The 17,664-nt window shown below is 39.5% G+C and carries 21 protein-coding genes; 9 read left to right on the top strand and 12 right to left on the bottom strand.

Going from position 1 to position 17,664, the window contains the following annotated elements; translation table 11 throughout:
• Positions 1–670: 670 nt before the first annotated feature.
• Both ACEXOE_RS05115 and ACEXOE_RS05110 read left to right on the top strand, forming a co-directional pair.
• A complete protein-coding gene (locus ACEXOE_RS05115) occupies positions 671–1,153 on the top strand; it encodes a DUF6886 family protein (RefSeq protein ID WP_394747659.1) in 483 nt (160 codons plus the stop codon).
• 65 nt (positions 1,154–1,218) lie between these two features.
• A complete protein-coding gene (locus ACEXOE_RS05110; RefSeq protein ID WP_394747658.1) occupies positions 1,219–1,770 on the top strand; it encodes an AAA family ATPase in 552 nt (183 codons plus the stop codon).
• A gap of 68 nt (positions 1,771–1,838) precedes the next feature.
• Here the strand turns inward: ACEXOE_RS05110 and ACEXOE_RS05105 are convergent, their stop codons facing one another.
• The 10 genes from ACEXOE_RS05105 to ACEXOE_RS05060 all read right to left on the bottom strand — a co-directional run bounded on the left by ACEXOE_RS05105 (position 1,839) and on the right by ACEXOE_RS05060 (position 10,217).
• On the bottom strand, positions 1,839–3,620 hold the full coding sequence (locus ACEXOE_RS05105) for an eCIS core domain-containing protein (protein WP_394747657.1): 1,782 nt from the start codon (positions 3,618–3,620) through the stop codon (positions 1,839–1,841).
• A gap of 243 nt (positions 3,621–3,863) precedes the next feature.
• Entirely contained in the window at positions 3,864–4,397 is a 534-nt protein-coding gene (locus ACEXOE_RS05100) for an adenine nucleotide alpha hydrolase family protein (protein ID WP_394747656.1), read from the bottom strand.
• A gap of 28 nt (positions 4,398–4,425) precedes the next feature.
• Positions 4,426–4,731, bottom strand: coding sequence for a hypothetical protein (locus ACEXOE_RS05095; RefSeq protein ID WP_394747655.1), 306 nt, complete (start codon positions 4,729–4,731; stop codon positions 4,426–4,428).
• Positions 4,732–4,801: 70 nt separating this feature from the next.
• Positions 4,802–5,872 (bottom strand): glycosyl hydrolase, encoded by a 1,071-nt coding sequence (locus tag ACEXOE_RS05090; protein ID WP_394747653.1) that lies wholly within the window; start codon positions 5,870–5,872, stop codon positions 4,802–4,804.
• 95 nt (positions 5,873–5,967) lie between these two features.
• On the bottom strand, positions 5,968–6,696 hold the full coding sequence (locus ACEXOE_RS05085) for a DUF6896 domain-containing protein (protein ID WP_394747652.1): 729 nt from the start codon (positions 6,694–6,696) through the stop codon (positions 5,968–5,970).
• Positions 6,697–6,729: 33 nt separating this feature from the next.
• Positions 6,730–7,242: a hypothetical protein gene (locus tag ACEXOE_RS05080; protein WP_394747651.1), complete on the bottom strand. Its 513-nt coding sequence runs from the start codon at positions 7,240–7,242 to the stop codon at positions 6,730–6,732.
• A 5-nt stretch (positions 7,243–7,247) separates the two neighbouring features.
• On the bottom strand, positions 7,248–7,595 hold the full coding sequence (locus tag ACEXOE_RS05075; protein ID WP_394747650.1) for a hypothetical protein: 348 nt from the start codon (positions 7,593–7,595) through the stop codon (positions 7,248–7,250).
• A 65-nt stretch (positions 7,596–7,660) separates the two neighbouring features.
• Positions 7,661–8,239: a hypothetical protein gene (locus ACEXOE_RS05070; protein ID WP_394747649.1), complete on the bottom strand. Its 579-nt coding sequence runs from the start codon at positions 8,237–8,239 to the stop codon at positions 7,661–7,663.
• A gap of 31 nt (positions 8,240–8,270) precedes the next feature.
• Positions 8,271–8,708, bottom strand: coding sequence for a T6SS immunity protein Tdi1 domain-containing protein (locus ACEXOE_RS05065; protein WP_394747648.1), 438 nt, complete (start codon positions 8,706–8,708; stop codon positions 8,271–8,273).
• Positions 8,709–9,113: 405 nt separating this feature from the next.
• Positions 9,114–10,217, bottom strand: coding sequence for a DUF2235 domain-containing protein (locus ACEXOE_RS05060; RefSeq protein WP_394747647.1), 1,104 nt, complete (start codon positions 10,215–10,217; stop codon positions 9,114–9,116).
• A gap of 229 nt (positions 10,218–10,446) precedes the next feature.
• Here ACEXOE_RS05060 and ACEXOE_RS05055 point away from each other — a divergent pair, with 229 nt between their 5' ends.
• From ACEXOE_RS05055 to moaC, 4 genes are read left to right on the top strand one after another with little or no spacing between them, the layout of a single operon-like run.
• On the top strand, positions 10,447–11,037 hold the full coding sequence (locus ACEXOE_RS05055; protein ID WP_394747646.1) for a DUF4202 domain-containing protein: 591 nt from the start codon (positions 10,447–10,449) through the stop codon (positions 11,035–11,037).
• Between the two features lie 32 nt (positions 11,038–11,069).
• Entirely contained in the window at positions 11,070–11,657 is a 588-nt protein-coding gene (locus ACEXOE_RS05050; protein WP_394747645.1) for a precorrin-2 dehydrogenase/sirohydrochlorin ferrochelatase family protein, read from the top strand.
• A 19-nt stretch (positions 11,658–11,676) separates the two neighbouring features.
• On the top strand, positions 11,677–12,120 hold the full coding sequence (locus tag ACEXOE_RS05045) for a molybdenum cofactor biosynthesis protein MoaE (protein ID WP_394747643.1): 444 nt from the start codon (positions 11,677–11,679) through the stop codon (positions 12,118–12,120).
• Between the two features lie 2 nt (positions 12,121–12,122).
• Positions 12,123–12,563 carry a cyclic pyranopterin monophosphate synthase MoaC gene (gene moaC, locus ACEXOE_RS05040; RefSeq protein WP_394747642.1) on the top strand — a complete coding sequence of 147 codons (441 nt, stop codon included), beginning with the start codon at positions 12,123–12,125 and terminating at the stop codon, positions 12,561–12,563.
• A gap of 670 nt (positions 12,564–13,233) precedes the next feature.
• Here the strand turns inward: moaC and ACEXOE_RS05035 are convergent.
• The gene (locus tag ACEXOE_RS05035; protein WP_394747641.1) at positions 13,234–14,172 is read right to left on the bottom strand and encodes an NAD-dependent epimerase/dehydratase family protein; all 939 of its coding nucleotides are present in this window, start codon (positions 14,170–14,172) and stop codon (positions 13,234–13,236) included.
• A gap of 64 nt (positions 14,173–14,236) precedes the next feature.
• Between ACEXOE_RS05035 and ACEXOE_RS05030 the strand changes: the two genes are divergently transcribed.
• From ACEXOE_RS05030 to treF, 3 genes are all read left to right on the top strand, one after another.
• Entirely contained in the window at positions 14,237–14,731 is a 495-nt protein-coding gene (locus ACEXOE_RS05030; protein WP_394747640.1) for a hypothetical protein, read from the top strand.
• Entirely contained in the window at positions 14,724–15,224 is a 501-nt protein-coding gene (locus ACEXOE_RS05025; protein WP_394747638.1) for a nuclear transport factor 2 family protein, read from the top strand. Before ACEXOE_RS05030 ends, ACEXOE_RS05025 begins: the two co-directional genes overlap by 8 nt.
• Positions 15,225–15,310: 86 nt before the next feature.
• Entirely contained in the window at positions 15,311–16,903 is a 1,593-nt protein-coding gene (gene treF, locus ACEXOE_RS05020) for an alpha,alpha-trehalase TreF (protein ID WP_394747637.1), read from the top strand.
• 45 nt (positions 16,904–16,948) lie between these two features.
• On the opposite strand, the gene ACEXOE_RS05015 is transcribed toward treF, so the two are convergent.
• Positions 16,949–17,650, bottom strand: a complete 702-nt coding sequence (locus ACEXOE_RS05015; protein WP_394747636.1) for a hypothetical protein — start codon at positions 17,648–17,650, stop codon at positions 16,949–16,951.
• Between the last annotated feature and the right edge of the window lie 14 nt (positions 17,651–17,664).

Here is a 17,664-nt window from a genome sequence, read left to right as displayed (position 1 = left end):
CCCAAAGCCTGTGCGTAGAGATTCTCTGTTTGGTTTTATAAAATTATAAGTAATTGACTACAATAATAAAAATGTTAAACTACATTTTTGTTGGTATTGGTGTAAGAATATATACTTAGCTTTAAAGCATTGTAAATTAAAAATTGTATTGATATGCTTAAAACCATTAAAAAAATCAAAGGCGCTAATTCATTGAGTAAAAAAGAGCAGAGAGAAATCTCCGGAGGATTTTTCGGAGCTTGCCCGGATGCTATATGTAGAGATAACAATGATTGTCGTTGTGGGAGTTGCAGGTTCTTTACCCAAGTCATCAATGGACAGAAAGTATTGTTAGGAGGGATTTGCGTTTGATGGCGGACCATGCAATGCTTATGGAATAAGCGTTTATAAACCGTATTCCTATGCTAAAACAGAACGGTACAGGGAAATTCCTGGGCCGTTTTTTTTTGAATGACCCCATAAGTTTTAAGGTATTCCGCTCTATTTTCTCCAAAACGTCAACACTCGGGGATTTCAGTCGCTCATTCTAGCTGTCTTCCATTCCTTTATTTCTTGATTTCGATCAAGCGCTTCTTGTTTATCTTCTTCTGATATTTGTCTCTAGGCGGAAGATACATTTTGAAAAATTCCCCCTTGTCTTAAAACAAAATGCTTGGAAAAAATAGTTCATATGAGTGAAGAAAAAGGGATTGAAACCTTTGTCCCGCGAAAATCAAAGAAAATATGGGGCTATGAAAATTATGTTTGGGCCATTGGGGAAACCAAAGTGCAAAATTACTACTTGCCTAGAGCCTGCCCGAGAATTTGTATAGATGTAGAAGAACTGCTATGGCATAAAATTTCTTTGGTCGAGTTGAAGGAGGGCTACAAAAAGCTTATCCTAGCGCCGGAAGACTGGCAAAGAAAAATTGAAGAAGTAACCTTATATCAATACGAATTTGCCCGCACTAATTTTAAATGCATCGATACGGTGGCACGCTACTATGTAAGCAATGCGGTGGAAATTCCAAAAAATGTCATTAAAATAGAAGATTGTATTCTTGCGTTGGAAAAAAGAAAGACCCAGTTGGTATTTAGAAAAAGGGGGGATTTGGACCGACTAAAAAAGGAGATCTGGGAAAAGACCCATAAAGTTTCCATTATTCGTTTTTAAGGAAGGCGGACCGTAAAACAACATATTTCAGATGTATAAATCGATTTTAAAGATGTGATGATGCTATGAAAATCATACTATTTGGAGCTTCGGGTTCCGGCACAACAACGCTGGGCAAGGCACTGGCCCAACAAACCAATTTTAAGCATCTGGATGCCGATGATTATTATTGGCGCCCAACCCCCATACCCTATACCGAAAAAGTACCTCTTGAAGAACGGAATAAAAAGATGAAAACCGATTTCCTAAAAAACAAGAATGTACTGGTTAGTGGCTCTTTGGTGAGTTGGGGCAAAGAATGGGAACGCGCATTTGATTTGGCCATATTTCTTTACTTGGATCATCAGATTAGAATGGAACGATTACAGCAAAGAGAAGTGGCACGCTATGGGGAAATACTACAGACTGATAGGGAAAGACGGACACATTACAAGGCTTTTATAGCCTGGGCCGCCCAATACGACAACCCAAATTTTCAGGGAAGGTCCCTACGGGTACATCAGGAATGGATGCAAAAACTGGATGGTAAGCTGCTAAAACTGGTGGGGACCCTAGAGTTGCAAACTAAAGTAGATCGGGTCATAGCAGCAATGCAAAAACTGGATAGCAATGTATAGAGATAGCGCATGCAGTATACATTAAATTTGGTATAATCCTTTCTTTGTCAAGCCCAAGATGGAACACCTTATTCCCATGCGGCTTTTACATCGCTCTCTTGGTCCGTTGCAACTCCCGCTTTTTCGGTATTGCTTTCCTCTGGAACAGTGGCGCTATCACCCTCTTGAAAACCCTTGATTACAAAATAATATCCATAAAGTGCCCCAATTGGACGAACGAAAAGATGATCATCATCGGATTTTACATGTACTTGATAGCCCGGATAGTCGGTAAATCCACGACGATTGATCGTACTATCCAGAGGCCAAAAGTTATTGGGATTATCTTTGCCATCAAACCCCAAATCTTGAATATGATCACCGTCGAGAGCGCTGGATTTTCCCATGGTATGCCCGGACCTGTTTAAGATTTCGTTCAGTTCTCTCTGTTTTTCCCGCTTGCTATCATGACGCACTTTCTTGATACGGTCGTTTAATTGGGTGCCATAACCAGTTCTACCAATAGTGACCGTACTTCCTTTGATATGCGTCTTCGGTCCGGAGTTATATATGGTTGCGGGCCCTGGAAAATCTGTGGTCGTTCTATCATTGTCCGTTGCCTGTTCTTCAGAGGCATAGGCGCTCACGGCGTGATACTTGGTTGCCGGTTTGTACCAGATTATTGGGATTGGATCATCACTGGTTCCTTTATGATAATAGTCTAAGATATCCTCACCTACGCTACTAATATCTACTTGGGCATCTTCTGGTAAAGGTATTTGACCATAGGGAACGCCAAAAACTTCTCTGAAAGCAGCGTTATAGTCTGCGACATTAGTCCGGATTTCTTTGCCAATATCGGGCAGGGCAGAAAGAAAACTTCTTTTTTGCGCACCAATTAATCTATTGTATTTCTGCGATTCTCCCAAGACCAAAGCTGCAAAAGTGCGAAGGTCAATTACTATTTTCGAATGAAATCTTTTTAAAGAACTATAGGTCTTCTTATATAAGGGGAGTTCCTTTGCAGTATCGGCATCCGAAATTTTGGCCTCTATTTGCTCTTCATCATAATACCAGCTATCTATATGGTGTACCCCATCTGATATAGCATTTTCTATTACTGTCTGCTCTGGATGAAGTTTGGCAATTGGTTCAGGAAGAATGACCCCCATTTTTTTGAGGCCATCGAAATACCTTTTTTTCATATGCACATTAATATTATCGCCTGGATGTTGATCGGCATTGGTCTCTGCAATATCACGAGCTTCTTGAATGGTAAAAGTCTGATACGGATTTTTATGTAATTCCTGTATGACTTGCTGTTGCTTCTCCGGAAGCTCTCCATACCAGGCTGCCGCCCTAATATCTACATAAACTCCCGAATCGGCTTTACTAATTTTTCGTTGAACCAATCCGTTATGGGCAATACGACCAGGGACCTCAGTTTGTAGGGTCGGTTGCACGCGTCCCTGCTTTTGCTGTACAACATGCCAAGCTTCATGTGGTAAATGCTTGTCTTGTCCCGGTGCCAAATGAATATCGGTACCATCTGTGTAGGCATGAGCTTGCAATTGGGCAGGTTTATCTGAATTCCGATGTACTTTTACATCATCTAGGGATAGCCCGGATAGGTTCTCCATACCCGTTTTTAGATGATTCGGCAAACCTGTATGATTTATTTTCTTTTGAATTGGTTGAGGCCGTTGTGAAGCATATAGATGTGCCATGGACTGTACTTTCCTTTGAACAATGGCCTCAGGGCGATTATTGGTGAATTGAAAAGCAGCAGTATTTTCAGTGCAAATTTGAGATGTTCCCTGCAAGTAAGGCTGGTTTTTAGACGCTTGCTTTTTTCCAATAAAGGTATGCATATTTGCTTTTCCAGGTTTTGGTTGATCATGGTGTAGCCAAATACAGAGACATGTTGTGCTTTATATAGGGTATACTACTTTCAAAAGGTAGTAAATATAAATTTAATTCAGAAGAATTTTCCTTCGAAATAAATGCGCCTCTCATTTGGGAATAGGAATTTACAGACTGTATGGGGTACTTTCGCTCAGGGTAATCGGTATAAGAATATAGTGTAAGCTACAAATAAAATACTGCAATTGGGGCTATTTGCAGCTAGATTGTGTGATTTTGTTTTTCCATTGGATCCAATATTCCTGTAACCCTTCCGGAGTCGTTTTAAGCGGACTAATGTCTAGTTCATGATGGTCCATCAAAGCGCTTTTAAGCTGTGCCTTTCTGGCCGCTAAGGCGGGCTTGTGGTTCCAACCCCCAACATGGTCAAAGGAGGTATAGGCCTCGCATGGGGTTTCAACCTCTTTAAAAGGGATTTTTAAATAATAGATTACCGTACCACTTCCCATCCCTTTTGTAGTCATTACAATACGATCGAAATCAACCTTGGAGTAGGCTTTCATTTTATACAACAGCTTGAGCTGGTTACCAACAGCAGCCGACATCTTGTTGGAGAATTGATGGGCAATATCCGATCCATTAATGAATTCGGCACCTTCATATTGACCGTAACAGGCTTCGTCGGAGCAACGGATATCATTCTTGGAATCCTTCATGCCACAGGAACATACTAAAGCTAAGAAAGTGATACAACAGATTAAGGATTGTTTTATGAGAATAGTCATGGGTTTTTTTGATGATATCGTGAATACATTAAGAGGCGCGGTCCAAATAGTCTTTCAAGCACATAAGGCATATTGGGGTAAAATCTTCGAAGAAAACTTCAAATTTTTTGAACTCTTTTTGATAGTCAATTTCCAAGTTTTCAATAGAGAGATGATCTATGAGTTTGGAATCTGCCAAGTATGTTCCATCAAAAAGCTTTTCATTGTCGATTACCCTAACTCTTACAAGCTCATTTTTAAGACAGGCCTCCTTTTGCTTGACTCTATCAGCATGATACTTTGATACAAAAGAAGCTACATTTCCACCATGTGCTGAACATTCAATATACGCCATTTGAGTGAGATATTATATTTTCCATATGCTACAAAGTTTGGAAAGCTATGAATAGGCATTCCGATAAAAATTATGGATTGAGTTCTTTAAACCTAAAAAAGCTCATTTTCTTTTCTAAAGTACGGGCATCGATCAATCCGGATCGGGCGTGTGCAGGATTGGCACTTCCTTCTACCAGTTTAAAAAAGTAGGCCTCTTCAACTTCGAGTTCTTCTAAGGTCTCAATGTATTGCACCAATTGATTCGCTTGATATTCTTCGGTTTCTGGCTCAAGATTCACATTTGGACCTCCAAATTCTGTACAAATGATGGGTTTTTGAACCAGGGTTTTAAAATGGGTATAGTAGATGGGCCAATTATCCACATCATCATACAAATGAATGTCCACCAAGTCATAGCGCGCATGCTCCAAAACATAGCTAATCCTATCCTTTACAGATTGAATGACCGGACTAGTACAATTGTTGTCTAGAAAACTTCTGTCATAACGAAAACCCTCATCATCGTAAAATACATCGATGAGTCCTTGGCAGCCGGCTAAAAAACGCAAAGAAATGGTGGTAAAGCCCCCCAAAACAAATTTGGTTTCTGGAGAATACTCCTGTATGGCATCATAGACAATATTACTGACCGTTACAAATTGCTCCGCGTTGCCTATATACCAGAAATCGGATTGCCATTCATTGCCAAATTGAATTTTTTCAATCGTGTTGGGATACCGTTGTAAGAGTTGCTCCACATAGCGCTTAAAAGGTGCATTATCCATGAAAACGCAAGAATTGTCATTTTGTAGTGCGCTGCAGGCCCAATTCGGGCCGTTAGATTGGAGAGTCAGTAAAATTGAAATATTCTGATCTTCGGCCCATTGCATCCGTTCATCCAGGGGCTCCCAATTAAAATTTCCTGCTACGGGCTCCCTTAAGCTCCAATTTTCTCCAATGCGTATACGTTTTACCTTCAGTTCATTTAAAAGAGGGGCCGCAAAATTTCGCTGTTGCACATCGGCCACAGGTGGGAATGATATCCCTAAAGAAATTCCCAAAGGAGATGTTTCTGGAGGAGACTCTGATATAACGGTATTGCTAGAACAGCTGCTTAGGGCCAAAAAAGAAGACACTATGCAGGCATAAATGATATTCATCCTCAAGAAAATAGTTTTGCATTGGGAAAATGATTCAATGAGCTGATAGGCCTTAGAGTAGCAACTGCTTTTTTTATGGAATTCTTCTTTTGGCGTCATACACATTTCGATGTTTTGTAATAGTTCATATACCCGCTGAATTTTAACTCCCCCTTTTCCGTTAAATGTGTCACTACCTTTTTGATTTGGGTTTCATGAGTAAAAAGGGTTTTCACCTTGTTGGTTTGTATAAAGGTCCAAAGTCGATTTGCAGTAAAACCATGGGCCTCCCCAAATTCGCCAAAATCAAAGTCGATTGTATTTTCAGAGTCATGATAATGCAATCCATAACCATGTGGAAATATTGTAATTCCCTGGGTATTTGCGAATGCTGTTTTTTCATAGGTGGTTTGGCTCCAAACCGTCCATTCATCTGCCTTTATGGGAAAAGACATCTGCCATACCCTGGTGAGTTGGGAAACAACCTTGTCCTGGACCTGTCGAAACAATGTTAAGATCTCATAGAATTCGTTGGTTTCAAGGACGGTAGGAAGACTTAATTCAGGAGGGGTACATCCAACTTTAGTAGCGAATTCCGAAATATCATGGAGCAGACTATCGGGCAGATAAATACCTGATTCTTGAATCATATAGACCAGATGCTCATAGGCCAGGGCAAATTCCCGATTTTCTAAAAATTCTGAAATGATTTCCTCACCTTCTAAAATCCCAGACTGGTCAATTTTAGATTGCAATACTTCATTAGCATGAATGAATGTATCAACAGTATTTGACCATTTTAGCAGGGTATTTTTTGTTTTACGGTGTTTTAAGAAGCTGAACATGCGCTATAACATAGTTTTGATTACTATTGAAGCTTATGGATAATGTTTTGGCTCAATTCTATTGAATGGACCAAGTAAGATCAACTTATTGATGTCATCAAATCCAGAAACCTCTAATTCTAGTTCATTTTTTGGATACATCCTATGTTGTCCAAATTTCTTTTCACAAATATGATAATCTGATAATGCATGAAATTCTTCTCCGAAATTTGAGATAATTCCCTTTGGATAGAAACAGAGAATTTTTGTTTTTACCATATCGCCAATTTTGAATTTGTTTTTTAATCGGGACCAATCATCTTCAAATGCCAACATTGATACTTTCCACAGTTGGTTAAATTCTGTTTTTGAACTTAATGTCATATTTGTTACAGCCTCTTTCAGGCTTCCTTCGGGCAGAAAATAAGATTCATCCTCAATGGTTATATAAGTATTGATGATTTCTTTTTTAGTTTTGTATAAAGCTCGTTCACAGTAGAACTCTCTATCCAATTCTAGGAAGCATTCAACTTCATTTGCAGTATTGTATTTGAAATAATGATACATTTCATTTAGTAATTATCCTGATTAAATTTTTTAAGAAACCCATCTATTTCATTATCTGTTGCTTTCCAATGTTCTCCTTTTTTTTTAATTAAATTTGCTAAGCCCAAAAATTCAAGAGGTCCCTCGGCTTTTAGAATCCATGTATCACTTTCCGCAATCCAAATTCCCTCTTGTAGTGTTACCCGGGATCCTTCTTCTACAAGTGTCTTATATGAAGGAACCACTATATTTCCTGAGGTACTTAAATTCTTTTTATTCACTTTTTCGTTTTTTTTAGATAGTACATCATCTAATTCCCCAGAGGGATAAATAAATGCTATACCAACTTTTAATCTCAAATCTCCTTGATCCAATTCGGATTTGTACAATAACTATTTGACAGTGATTAAATCATTGAATGCCACTTGTACGTCTTAGACTACCTTTCTTGTTCAAAAATTTCAACAGGATATTCTAATTCTAAATCCCCATCTAAAAAAAGTTGAATTTCAAATGCTTTTTCAAACTCCATAAACCAACTATTACTTTTATAATATTCACAGATGTGCTTAACAATTTTACCAATAATTATCATTAAAATTACTTGGATATCCCTTCTGTGTTTGGTGAAATTTGGAAATATAGCCAACATATTCCAGTTTACCTTCTCTATTTTCCCCGCATCAGGCTTATACTTTACATTGCGGGAATTCCGTAGTTCAGAAGCGTATTCAACAGAAGCCCAAGCTTCATTTCTAGTGGAATTGAATTCAATTTTAATTCCTTCAATAATTTCGGGTTCCCGAAGAAAAATAATACCTCCGGCAAAGGTATTATGGACATAAACCCGACCTGTATCTTCCAAGTAGAAATCAAAATCTTCTTGGAGCAATAGTTGTTCTTTTTCTGTCAAAAAAGGAAAGACAATGGCAGTAACCCGATTAAAATCAGCATGTAACCTCTCCTTGGACAATCTGTGAAAATCTAATTCTTGGATCTGATCTAATGGTACATTCATTATGATCTAGGCGTTTTTTAGCAATACTCTATTAAGTCTCTCTTTGTATATTCAATTTTATTTTTTGTCCATCTTTCAAATCTTTAATTTGAAACCCCAAACTTCCACTAAAAGAAATCAATTCCTCAAAACTTATTTTTCCGATATTGCTCGCCACGTATTTCCCGCCTATGGCTGCGGGTTTTTTTAAACAATACTTTTGATTTTTGTGTAATTCACCCAGTTCTGATTTGGCAAGGCGTTTAAAATTCGTCATCTCCCAATCCTCAATAAACTGGGAATCATGATAAAGATGATCCAACTCCGATTGCGATGCAGCAATTTTTTTACAGCTAATTTCTTCGGGACATAACCTCCAAAATTCACCATTTTCAGTTTTAAAAATTACATTGCCAAAATCGTTGGTTCCAATGATTTTGGTAGCATGAAATCCTAACCAATGCCATGCTTTATTTATAGAGTCAACCATGTTCCAATGTCTTTTAACGGTCTTAGGTGTTTAAAAAGTCATACTTATTGGGATATCTAAAGATTTTAAAAAGTAAACCACTAACGGAGAGCACTATGAGGATATTAATAATGCCACCGATTATTCCAAAGACTATAGGTGTTATCTTTAAATCAATAATTAACAATGGCATTGCCAGCGTTGTGCCAATTCTTAAAATGAAACTGATAATAACTAGATAAACAAGATATTTTGCTTTCATGAAAAGTTGAGTTTAATAGTGGTATTTATGGAATAAATATGCTTATTCATAAAGTTCCATTTAACACATGAGATTGTTTTCAAGATAAGCTTTTCGTTGTTTTGAACTCCTAATAATCTACTTCTTTTATCTTTTTTCCGCAAATGAAACAAGATATTGTTGGTTTAAGCTTCACCATCTTCTATAAAAATCGTCTCCTTAATCTTCTCTTCCTGGGTTTTCTCGGGCAGATTCTTGGGTTTGTAATCAGATGTTGCCATTCTCTGGAATACGGTTTCATGAACAAAGGCATTGTCCTGTACTTCCCGTGGCCTTCCCCAAGGAATAAACCACTTGCGGTAACCGGTACTGTAATTCACCTTCAGCCTTGGAATGATTTCCAACAGATACCAAATACCGTTTAGCGACTTATGGATCTTTCCATGCGGATCGGGACCCACATAATCTTTGGAATTTTGGAGCACGTACTTGGCGTACCGCTCCGCATCAATTTTTAAATTGGCTTGCTTGGCTTCATTCAGCATCCATTGTAATGTAATTTTGGAAAGACCACTTTCAAGCTCGGGATAAGAGCCCCCAATATCCGAATGTACCCCACTAAACCACACTTCCCGAATACTTTGGCCATCTGTTTTATTAGACCCTAAACTATTCTGATTGTAAAAGGCCCGACGTTCGTCAATAGCCAGGGCATGGCGGACGACCGCTACATTTTTGTTATTGGCCGTGTACGGATAGGATTTCCAATTTCCGAAGTAACCTACGGAAGAAACAGTATCCCATATCCCCATAAAGGCTATGGGACAAGCGCGGGAAAAATTGGATTTGAATCTTCCGGCAATGCGGAAATCCGGTTTTTTTCGAGCATAGATCTGAAAGGCATAGGGGATGAGGTTTTGACAGCCCTTCTCCAGCAATCCCATCATAAAGATGAAACCAGAAAGGACGCGAACCGTATAGGCACCTCGACTAAAACCAAATAGGAAAATCTTATCCCCTTCTTCATAATTCTCCATGAGATAAGAATAGGCTTCATATACATTTTCATAAATGCCGTACCCCGTGGCCACACCCAATATTTTTCGCCACCAACTTTTTATGGAGATAAGAACCCCTGTAGATTTTGTAGTTCCCACTCCCGGGTCGTAGTACGCAATTTGCACTTGGGGATCTCTTTGAATAACACTAAATAATTTTACGACATTGGAGTTGCTATTGCCAAACTGGTTTCCCGTACCGTCACAGCAGATGATAATATTTTTGGACATAATGCTTTAGATTGGGATCGGGGGTGTCCTCGGTTGATTTATTATTGGTTTTGTTTTTCTTGGTATGACTATGGTAGTCAAATACTTATATGGTTTCCCTAAAATACACTTTATTCTGTTACGATAGCAGAAAACTACAGAATTTGTAGTTTTTTCCCCACTATTAATTTCCTTGATCCTATTGCGTATCTACCTATTTCTAAATAGCTTTGGGAAAACCCTTTTGCGCATGTCTACTTCTGAAAAATTAAACAGAGCCTTTGCCCTTTTTGATGCTGCCAATGCTCAAGATCCCAATACTGAATTATGGAAAGGGGAAACCCACCCTAAAGAATTACTCTATGCCTTGCGCATGACGGAAAAATTGAGCGACTTTGCACCGGAAGCTTCGGAGGCCTTGCAACTCACAGCACGTTGCCAACATATCTGCCGTTGGGAAATTCCGCGCGATTCCTATCCCATGGACCGTACGGGTTACTTAAAATGGCGACAGGAACTCAAAAATTTCCATGCGGATAAAGCAGCGGACATCTTGGAAGAAGTGGGTTATGATGTTGAAATCATTGAAAAAGTACGCTTTTTGCTCACCAAAAAACAGTTGAAAAAGAACGAAGAGACCCAACTATTGGAAGATGTGATCTGCCTCGTATTTTTGGAATTTTACTTTGAAGATTTTGCGGTGAAACACGACGAGGCTAAAATAGTGGATATTGTAAAGAAAACTTGGCGGAAGATGTCCGACCAAGGAAGGGAGGCGGCCTTAAAACTGCCTTTATCGGAAAATGGGCTGGCCTTAATACAAAAAGCCTTGGAAGCTTAAGTATCTTTGCAGCAGTAGAAAACAATGGTAACATGGAACGAAACGAACTGTATCCTGTCTTTTTAAAAGTGTCTAACCTTAACATTCTGATTGTTGGGGGAGGCAATGTGGCCCTGGAAAAACTCACTTTTCTCTTAAAATCCAGCCCGGGAGCCCAAGTGGAAATGGTATCCTTGATGTTTCGGGAAGAGACCATTGCCCTAGCCGAAAAGTTCCATATTAAAATGACAGTGGATGCTTATGACAAAAAATACCTCAAAGACAAACATATGGTGGTGGCCACGACCGATAATGTACCGGTCAACGAGCAGGTCTATCACGATTGTAGAGCAGAAAGTATTTTGGTGAATGTGGCCGACAATCCCCCTTTTTGCGATTTTTATATGGGGGGTATTGTGACCAAAGGAAATGTAAAAGTAGCCATTTCCACCAATGGGAAATCGCCTACCACTGCCAAAAGGTTGCGACAATTTTTTGAGGATGTGATTCCCGAGAATATAGATGATCTGGTCAAGAACCTCAATGAATTCCGAAAAACCATCAAGGGAGATTTCGAAGAAAAAGTAGAGACCTTAAATGAATTTACCAAAGGTTTGGTGGAAAAGAAAACGAAAGAATAAAGATGTAACGTAGTAAGCTATGGAAAAGCAAAAAGTAAAAAATGTATTTGTAGAAGGACCGATTAGTCCGGAGTTTATTGCAAATTCCATTAAAAAGCACCAATCCAAGACCCAGATTGGAGCCCATGATATCTTTTTGGGCCAAGTACGGGCCGATGTAATCGAGGAAAAGACAGTTACTGCCATAGAGTATTCGGCCTACGAAGAAATGGCAAATATCAAATTCCATGAGATTCGGGAAAAGGCCTTTGAAAAATTTGAATTGAGCTGCATGCATATCTATCATAGTAGAGGGGTAGTGCCCACTGGTGAGATATGTCTCTTTGTCTTTGTGTCTTCCCCACATCGCAAGGAAGTCTTTGAAGCCCTTCATTTTATTGTGGAAGAAATCAAAGTGGAAGTCCCTGTTTTTGGGAAGGAGCTTTTTGGAGAGGATGGCTATCAATGGAAAGTAAACCGATAATCATGGTAGACATCACCCACAAAAATAATACGCTGCGAACAGCCATTGCCCAGGCTATTGTAAAAGTAAGTTCGGAAGAAACCATTAGTGCAATAAAGGAACAGCGTGTGCCCAAAGGCGATGTGTTTGCCATGAGTAAAGCCGCTGGCCTACTAGGGGTAAAACGCACTCCGGATCTATTGCCCGATTGCCATCCATTGCCCATTGAATATACCGCTATTGATTACGAGATCCAAGGTCTGGAAATCCATGTACGGATGACGGTAAAAACCATTTATAAAACAGGGGTGGAAGTAGAGGCCATGCACGGTGCTTCTGTGGTGGCTTTGAATATGTACGATATGCTAAAACCTATTGATAAAGGCATTGAAATTCTAGCGATACGCTTGTTGGAAAAAACCGGTGGGAAATCGGATATTAAAAATGGAAATGTCCTTATTTAGGAATAGGTCCTTAACATCTTCGTGTTAATTCGGATAAAAAATACAGTGTTCGGTATGTAGTGTCAAGATCAGTTCGAGCCCAGCTATGAACAGAGATGGGGGGATTTATGATAGAGAATATCAATACGAATCTCTACTAGGCTCGATATGACCGTACAATGGTACCATTGTAAAAACATCGTGCATTTAAATTAATCCAACTAAGGACAATGCGGATATCAGTGCTACGCCACACAGGGCTGTGGTGAGTGAAACTACGAGTACTTTTAGATAAAGGGTTGTAAGGAAATGATCTTTCATGGGAATAGAGTTTAAAGTGATACATTTTTGAAAGGGGTATAGGCGTGAAGTCCATATTAAATCAAACCAATTAAGGATAAAGAAGTTCCAAGGGCAACAGATAATAAACCAGCCAATAAGGAAACAATAAGTACTTTTAAATAGGCGATAACGAAGGGATTGTTTTTCATAATATTAAGTTTTAAGTGAAACAGATTTCTTGGTTTTGTTTTCCCTAAATTATAGAAGAATCCTTCTGAATGTGATGCGATTTCGGTCAATGGCAATTTACTGTCGTCCAAAGAAAATAGGAATTAGATAAGGAGCTTAAAACAAAAAATCACCCCGAAGCAAGAGTGATTTTCATGTTGTTAGAAGTACGACAGTTTCCTTATTTTAGGTTTTTCAGCATTGTATGGGTTGTTTTTTCCAAATCAAATCTTGAAACCCATCCCCAATCTTCCCGGGCACGGCTATCATCAATACTACTAGGCCAGGAATCTGCTATGTCCTGCCTAAAATCAGGAGTATACGCTACCTTAAAATCAGGAAGTTGTTGTTGTATACTTTCTGCAATTTCCTTGGGCGTAAAGCTCATGGCCGCCAAATTATAGGAAGAGCGCACCTTTACATTGCCCGCCTCCGTATCCATAAGTTGAATGGTGGCCCTAATGGCATCATCCATGAACATCATAGGTAATTTGGTATTCTCGGAAAGAAAGCAATTGTAGTGGTTTTCTTCTAAGGCTTTTAAATAAATTTCCACGGCATAGTCCGTGGTGCCTCCTCCAGGCAAGGTTTTCCAACTGATTAGTCCCGGATAGCGTACGCTACGAACATCTACCTCGTACTTGTCGTGATAGTAGGCACACCAGCGTTCCCCGGATTGTTTACTAATACCATATACCGTAGAAGGGGCCATGACAGTATCCTGTGGGGTATTTTCTTTAGGGGTATTGGGCCCAAATACAGCAATACTGGACGGCCAGAAGATTTTATCTATTTTTTTATCCTTGGCTAGATTGAGCACATTGAACAGAGAATTCATATTAAGGTCCCAGGCCCGCATTGGGAATTTTTCGGCGGTGGCACTGAGCATGGCTGCCATAAGATATACTTCTTCAATACCATAGTGCATCACAACATCTTCTATGGCATCGTAATTTGTAGCATCCAAAAGCTCAAAAGGTCCTGAAGCCATCAAAGCTTCCGTTCCTTCCCGAATATCACTGGCAATTACCTGATCGTTGCCGTATTGTTCCCGTAACGCCAGTGTGAGTTCCGTGCCTATCTGTCCACAGGCACCTATAATTAATATTGATTTTTGCATCAAAATGAAGTTAAATGAATTTGAAGGTAAAGATAGCTTATCTTAAAATTTGTACATTCGTTCTATGGGAAAATTATTGTTTTTTAGCAGCCTCATGATACTCTTTTTTTCGTGCAGTGAAAAGAAGAGCGATGCTGCCATTACCGATAGTGCTGAGGTAGAATTTGATGTGACCAAATTGCCCAAGAAAATACGCCTGGATTCCAAAGCCACTGCTATTCTCAAAGATTGGCCCGAATTTAATGCCATTGAGGCAAGTTTTGATGCTTTGCTGAAGGTAAAAAACCTAGAAGACCTGGATTTGGCCTTAGAGGCTTTGACCGAGTCAGAGGAGGCTCTGGAACAATCTACCTATCCTGAACGCTTTGATAATCCGGAAATACGAAGCAGGCAAAAAGTATTTAAAACCTATATTTTAAAGGCTAGTGCCAGTTTAGTGGAGTTTTCGGACCCCTTGCCATCGATGTTGGAGATGGTGACGGCCTACAATGCCTATCGAAATCAGTTCAATGTTATTGTCAACAATACGTTGGACATTAATTTAATACTGGATGAATAAGCGAGCCACTGTACTACTCTTTTTAATTGTAACTGCGCTGGGATACGGGCAGCAAACGGAACAAAATACCATTACTACAGTTTTAAATCGATGGCATAAAGCCGCAGCCGATGCGGATTTTAAGGCCTATTTTAATGAAATGACCCAAGATGGGGTGTTCATTGGTACAGACGCCACCGAGAATTGGCAGAATAAAGCGTTTAGAGCATTTTCCAAACCTTATTTTGAGGCTGGAAAGGCTTGGGATTTTACTGCGGTGGAACGCCATATTTACCTGAACGATACTAAAGATTTTGCCTGGTTCGATGAATTGTTGGATACCCAAATGAAATTATGCCGGGGATCCGGAGTCTTAAAAAAAGTAGAGGGTCAATGGAAAATAGCCCACTACGTATTGTCCATTGCCGTTCCCAATGAAAATGTAGCGGAACTGGTAGCGCTTAAAAAAGAAAAAGACAGCCTGTTGTTGCAGAAATTAAAAACCCAGGACTAGGGAGGCTGCTATAACTAGAATATTCCCCTTTCTGCATTCAAGATCTACATTTCAAATTTTGTGCTTACATTTAGAAAAAATAATAAATGATGTCCAAAGCATATATTATACCTGTCTTATTGGTCTTATTTCTAATGAGTTGTGGAAATGAAAAAAAAGAACAAACTCCTGTTAACTTTTACGAAACCGATCTCTTCAAAGCCGTTCAATTGGAAGAAGTTTTTGAGGATTCAAAAACCTTTGTGGATTTGGTACCCAAAGAATCTTATGCAACCCTGAACGCCTTATATCTGGAGCAAAAGGAAACGTCAGATTTCAGTTTAACGGACTTTGTCACCCAGCATTTTAGTGATAAGTCGCTAGCGACACTATCTTTTGCTACGGACACTACCAAAAACATGTATGAGCATATCCATAGCATCTGGCCTAAATTAAAAAGGGGGCCTGACGCTGTACTGCCCTATTCCTCGAGAATAGCCCTGCCCAAGTCGTATATTGTTCCTGGAGGAAGATTTCAGGAGATTTACTATTGGGATAGTTATTTTACATTGGAAGGCTTATTGGTAGATGGGCAAAAAGAACTTGCCAGAAATATGGTAGATAATTTTGCCCACCTTATTGATTCCATAGGATTTATTCCCAATGGAACAAGGGATTATTACCTCACGCGTTCCCAACCCCCCTTTTATACATTGATGGTGGACGCTTTGGCACAAGAAGATCAGGAAATGCTATTGCATTATTTTCCAACCATTCGTAAGGAATATGAATTTTGGATGGAGGACGAAGCGGAGGTTACTGCGTCTTTTCAAGCTCAGAAGAGGGTGTTAAGGACTGCAAATGGGGCTTTTGTGAATCGCTATTGGGATAGTGGCAAAACACCCCGGCCGGAATCGTATAAAGAAGATTATCTGCTGGCACAGGATTTGGGATCTCCAGAAGAAAAAGAAAGATTGTATATCAATTTGCGTTCGGGAGCGGCATCGGGCTGGGATTTTAGCAGCAGATGGTATGCAAAAGAAGGCGATTTTGCCTCTACGGGAACCGCGGATATTGCAGCGATCGATTTAAATTGCCTTCTGTATTTTATGGAATCGAAAATTGCTGAGGGCTATGGTCTACAGGGCGATGATGAAAATGCAGCATTATTCATGAATAAGGCTGAAAAGCGAAAAGAAGCCATACAATTGCTTTTCTGGAATGAAGAATTGGCCTTTTTTATGGATTTTGATTTTAAAGCACGACAGACTACCGATGAGCTTACCTTAGCTGGGGTATTTCCCCTGTTTTTTGAGTTGGCAACACCAGAACAAGCGGAAGCGATTAAGACGCGTGTGATGGATGATTTTTTGAAGGATGGAGGTTTAGTGACCACCTTAAAACATAGTGGACAACAGTGGGATGCGCCTAATGGATGGGCGCCTCTGCAATGGATTGCCGTAAAGGGATTATTGCACTATGGCTATGTTTCGGAAGCAGAAATAATTATGGAACGTTGGTTGGCCCTTAACGAACGGGTGTACAGGAATACGGGCAAAATGATGGAAAAGTATAATGTTGAAGATGTGAGTTTACTTTCGGGTGGAGGAGAATATGAAACTCAGGATGGATTTGGCTGGACCAATGGAGTAGCTTTGGGCTTTAAGGCCTTATTGAGCGAATTGGAAGCTGAAAAATAAAAAAAGCGGGTCTTAAAACCCGCTTTTTTTGAATTGTATTTTGTGCTATTCTTTCGTAGGTTCTGCAGTTCCTGCTTTTCGGGATTCCAAAGCTTGTTTGGTAAGGCTTGCCAAATTGAAGTTTGGTGCTATTTTTAAAGCTTCATCAATGCTGGCTAGAGCACCATCGATATCTGTTTTGTCTTTATTATAGGTCATTAACCCCTTAAGGTGTAGAAAAGCAGCTTTCAAAGGAACCTCATAAGGTTGTTGCCTTTCATAGAAAGCATAGGTCATTTTATCGGTAGCATTAGCAATACCGTATTCAATGTTTATGGCGGCGCCAGCATTGTCACTGGTTTGGATTTTTAAATCGGATAATTCGTAAGCCAGATAGGCGGTAGGATTTCTTTTGTTCAAAATCTCAAACTGTTCCAAAGCTCGTTTGGGCTGGTTCAATGCCTTTAAAGAAACCGCTTTGACTCTTACGGCCAAATCGGAATCATTGGCATTGTTCTCTATACCTATAGTATTCAAAGCCTGTAAATGCTGATTGTTATTGGCATAGACATAAGCCAAGGTATCTTTCCGTTCTTTAGAAGGGGAAATCACATTTAAGTGGGTAAGGGCATTGATGATTCCAATAACATCAGATTGGGATTTCATCTCGTTATAAAAGGCTTCATAGTGCTTTTGTAATTCACTTTTGGTCTGTCCATGGGCAAAAAAACTTCCAGTGAACACAAAAACAAGCAGTAATTTTTTCATCGTCATAATTATTT

The sequence above is a fragment of the Spongiimicrobium salis genome, from assembly GCF_043678055.1.
Classification (GTDB): domain Bacteria; phylum Bacteroidota; class Bacteroidia; order Flavobacteriales; family Flavobacteriaceae; genus Spongiimicrobium; species Spongiimicrobium salis.
The sequence above is the reverse complement of the archived record's forward strand: the minus strand, read 5'-3'. Positions and strand labels throughout refer to the sequence as shown.

Coding starts and splice junctions, on each gene's coding strand:
- ACEXOE_RS05025 (WP_394747638.1), top strand. CDS start 14,724: ATGAATAAGCGAGCCACTGTACTACTCTTTTTAATTGTAACTGCGCTG.
- ACEXOE_RS05060 (WP_394747647.1), bottom strand. CDS start 10,217: ATGTCCAAAAATATTATCATCTGCTGTGACGGTACGGGAAACCAGTTT.
- treF (WP_394747637.1), top strand. CDS start 15,311: ATGATGTCCAAAGCATATATTATACCTGTCTTATTGGTCTTATTTCTA.
- ACEXOE_RS05090 (WP_394747653.1), bottom strand. CDS start 5,872: ATGAATATCATTTATGCCTGCATAGTGTCTTCTTTTTTGGCCCTAAGC.
- ACEXOE_RS05115 (WP_394747659.1), top strand. CDS start 671: ATGAGTGAAGAAAAAGGGATTGAAACCTTTGTCCCGCGAAAATCAAAG.
- ACEXOE_RS05050 (WP_394747645.1), top strand. CDS start 11,070: ATGGAACGAAACGAACTGTATCCTGTCTTTTTAAAAGTGTCTAACCTT.
- ACEXOE_RS05085 (WP_394747652.1), bottom strand. CDS start 6,696: ATGTTCAGCTTCTTAAAACACCGTAAAACAAAAAATACCCTGCTAAAA.
- ACEXOE_RS05095 (WP_394747655.1), bottom strand. CDS start 4,731: ATGGCGTATATTGAATGTTCAGCACATGGTGGAAATGTAGCTTCTTTT.
- ACEXOE_RS05080 (WP_394747651.1), bottom strand. CDS start 7,242: ATGTATCATTATTTCAAATACAATACTGCAAATGAAGTTGAATGCTTC.
- ACEXOE_RS05070 (WP_394747649.1), bottom strand. CDS start 8,239: ATGAATGTACCATTAGATCAGATCCAAGAATTAGATTTTCACAGATTG.
- ACEXOE_RS05030 (WP_394747640.1), top strand. CDS start 14,237: ATGGGAAAATTATTGTTTTTTAGCAGCCTCATGATACTCTTTTTTTCG.
- ACEXOE_RS05055 (WP_394747646.1), top strand. CDS start 10,447: ATGTCTACTTCTGAAAAATTAAACAGAGCCTTTGCCCTTTTTGATGCT.
- ACEXOE_RS05110 (WP_394747658.1), top strand. CDS start 1,219: ATGAAAATCATACTATTTGGAGCTTCGGGTTCCGGCACAACAACGCTG.
- ACEXOE_RS05045 (WP_394747643.1), top strand. CDS start 11,677: ATGGAAAAGCAAAAAGTAAAAAATGTATTTGTAGAAGGACCGATTAGT.
- moaC (WP_394747642.1), top strand. CDS start 12,123: ATGGTAGACATCACCCACAAAAATAATACGCTGCGAACAGCCATTGCC.
- ACEXOE_RS05105 (WP_394747657.1), bottom strand. CDS start 3,620: ATGCATACCTTTATTGGAAAAAAGCAAGCGTCTAAAAACCAGCCTTAC.
- ACEXOE_RS05065 (WP_394747648.1), bottom strand. CDS start 8,708: ATGGTTGACTCTATAAATAAAGCATGGCATTGGTTAGGATTTCATGCT.
- ACEXOE_RS05015 (WP_394747636.1), bottom strand. CDS start 17,650: ATGAAAAAATTACTGCTTGTTTTTGTGTTCACTGGAAGTTTTTTTGCC.
- ACEXOE_RS05100 (WP_394747656.1), bottom strand. CDS start 4,397: ATGACTATTCTCATAAAACAATCCTTAATCTGTTGTATCACTTTCTTA.
- ACEXOE_RS05035 (WP_394747641.1), bottom strand. CDS start 14,172: ATGCAAAAATCAATATTAATTATAGGTGCCTGTGGACAGATAGGCACG.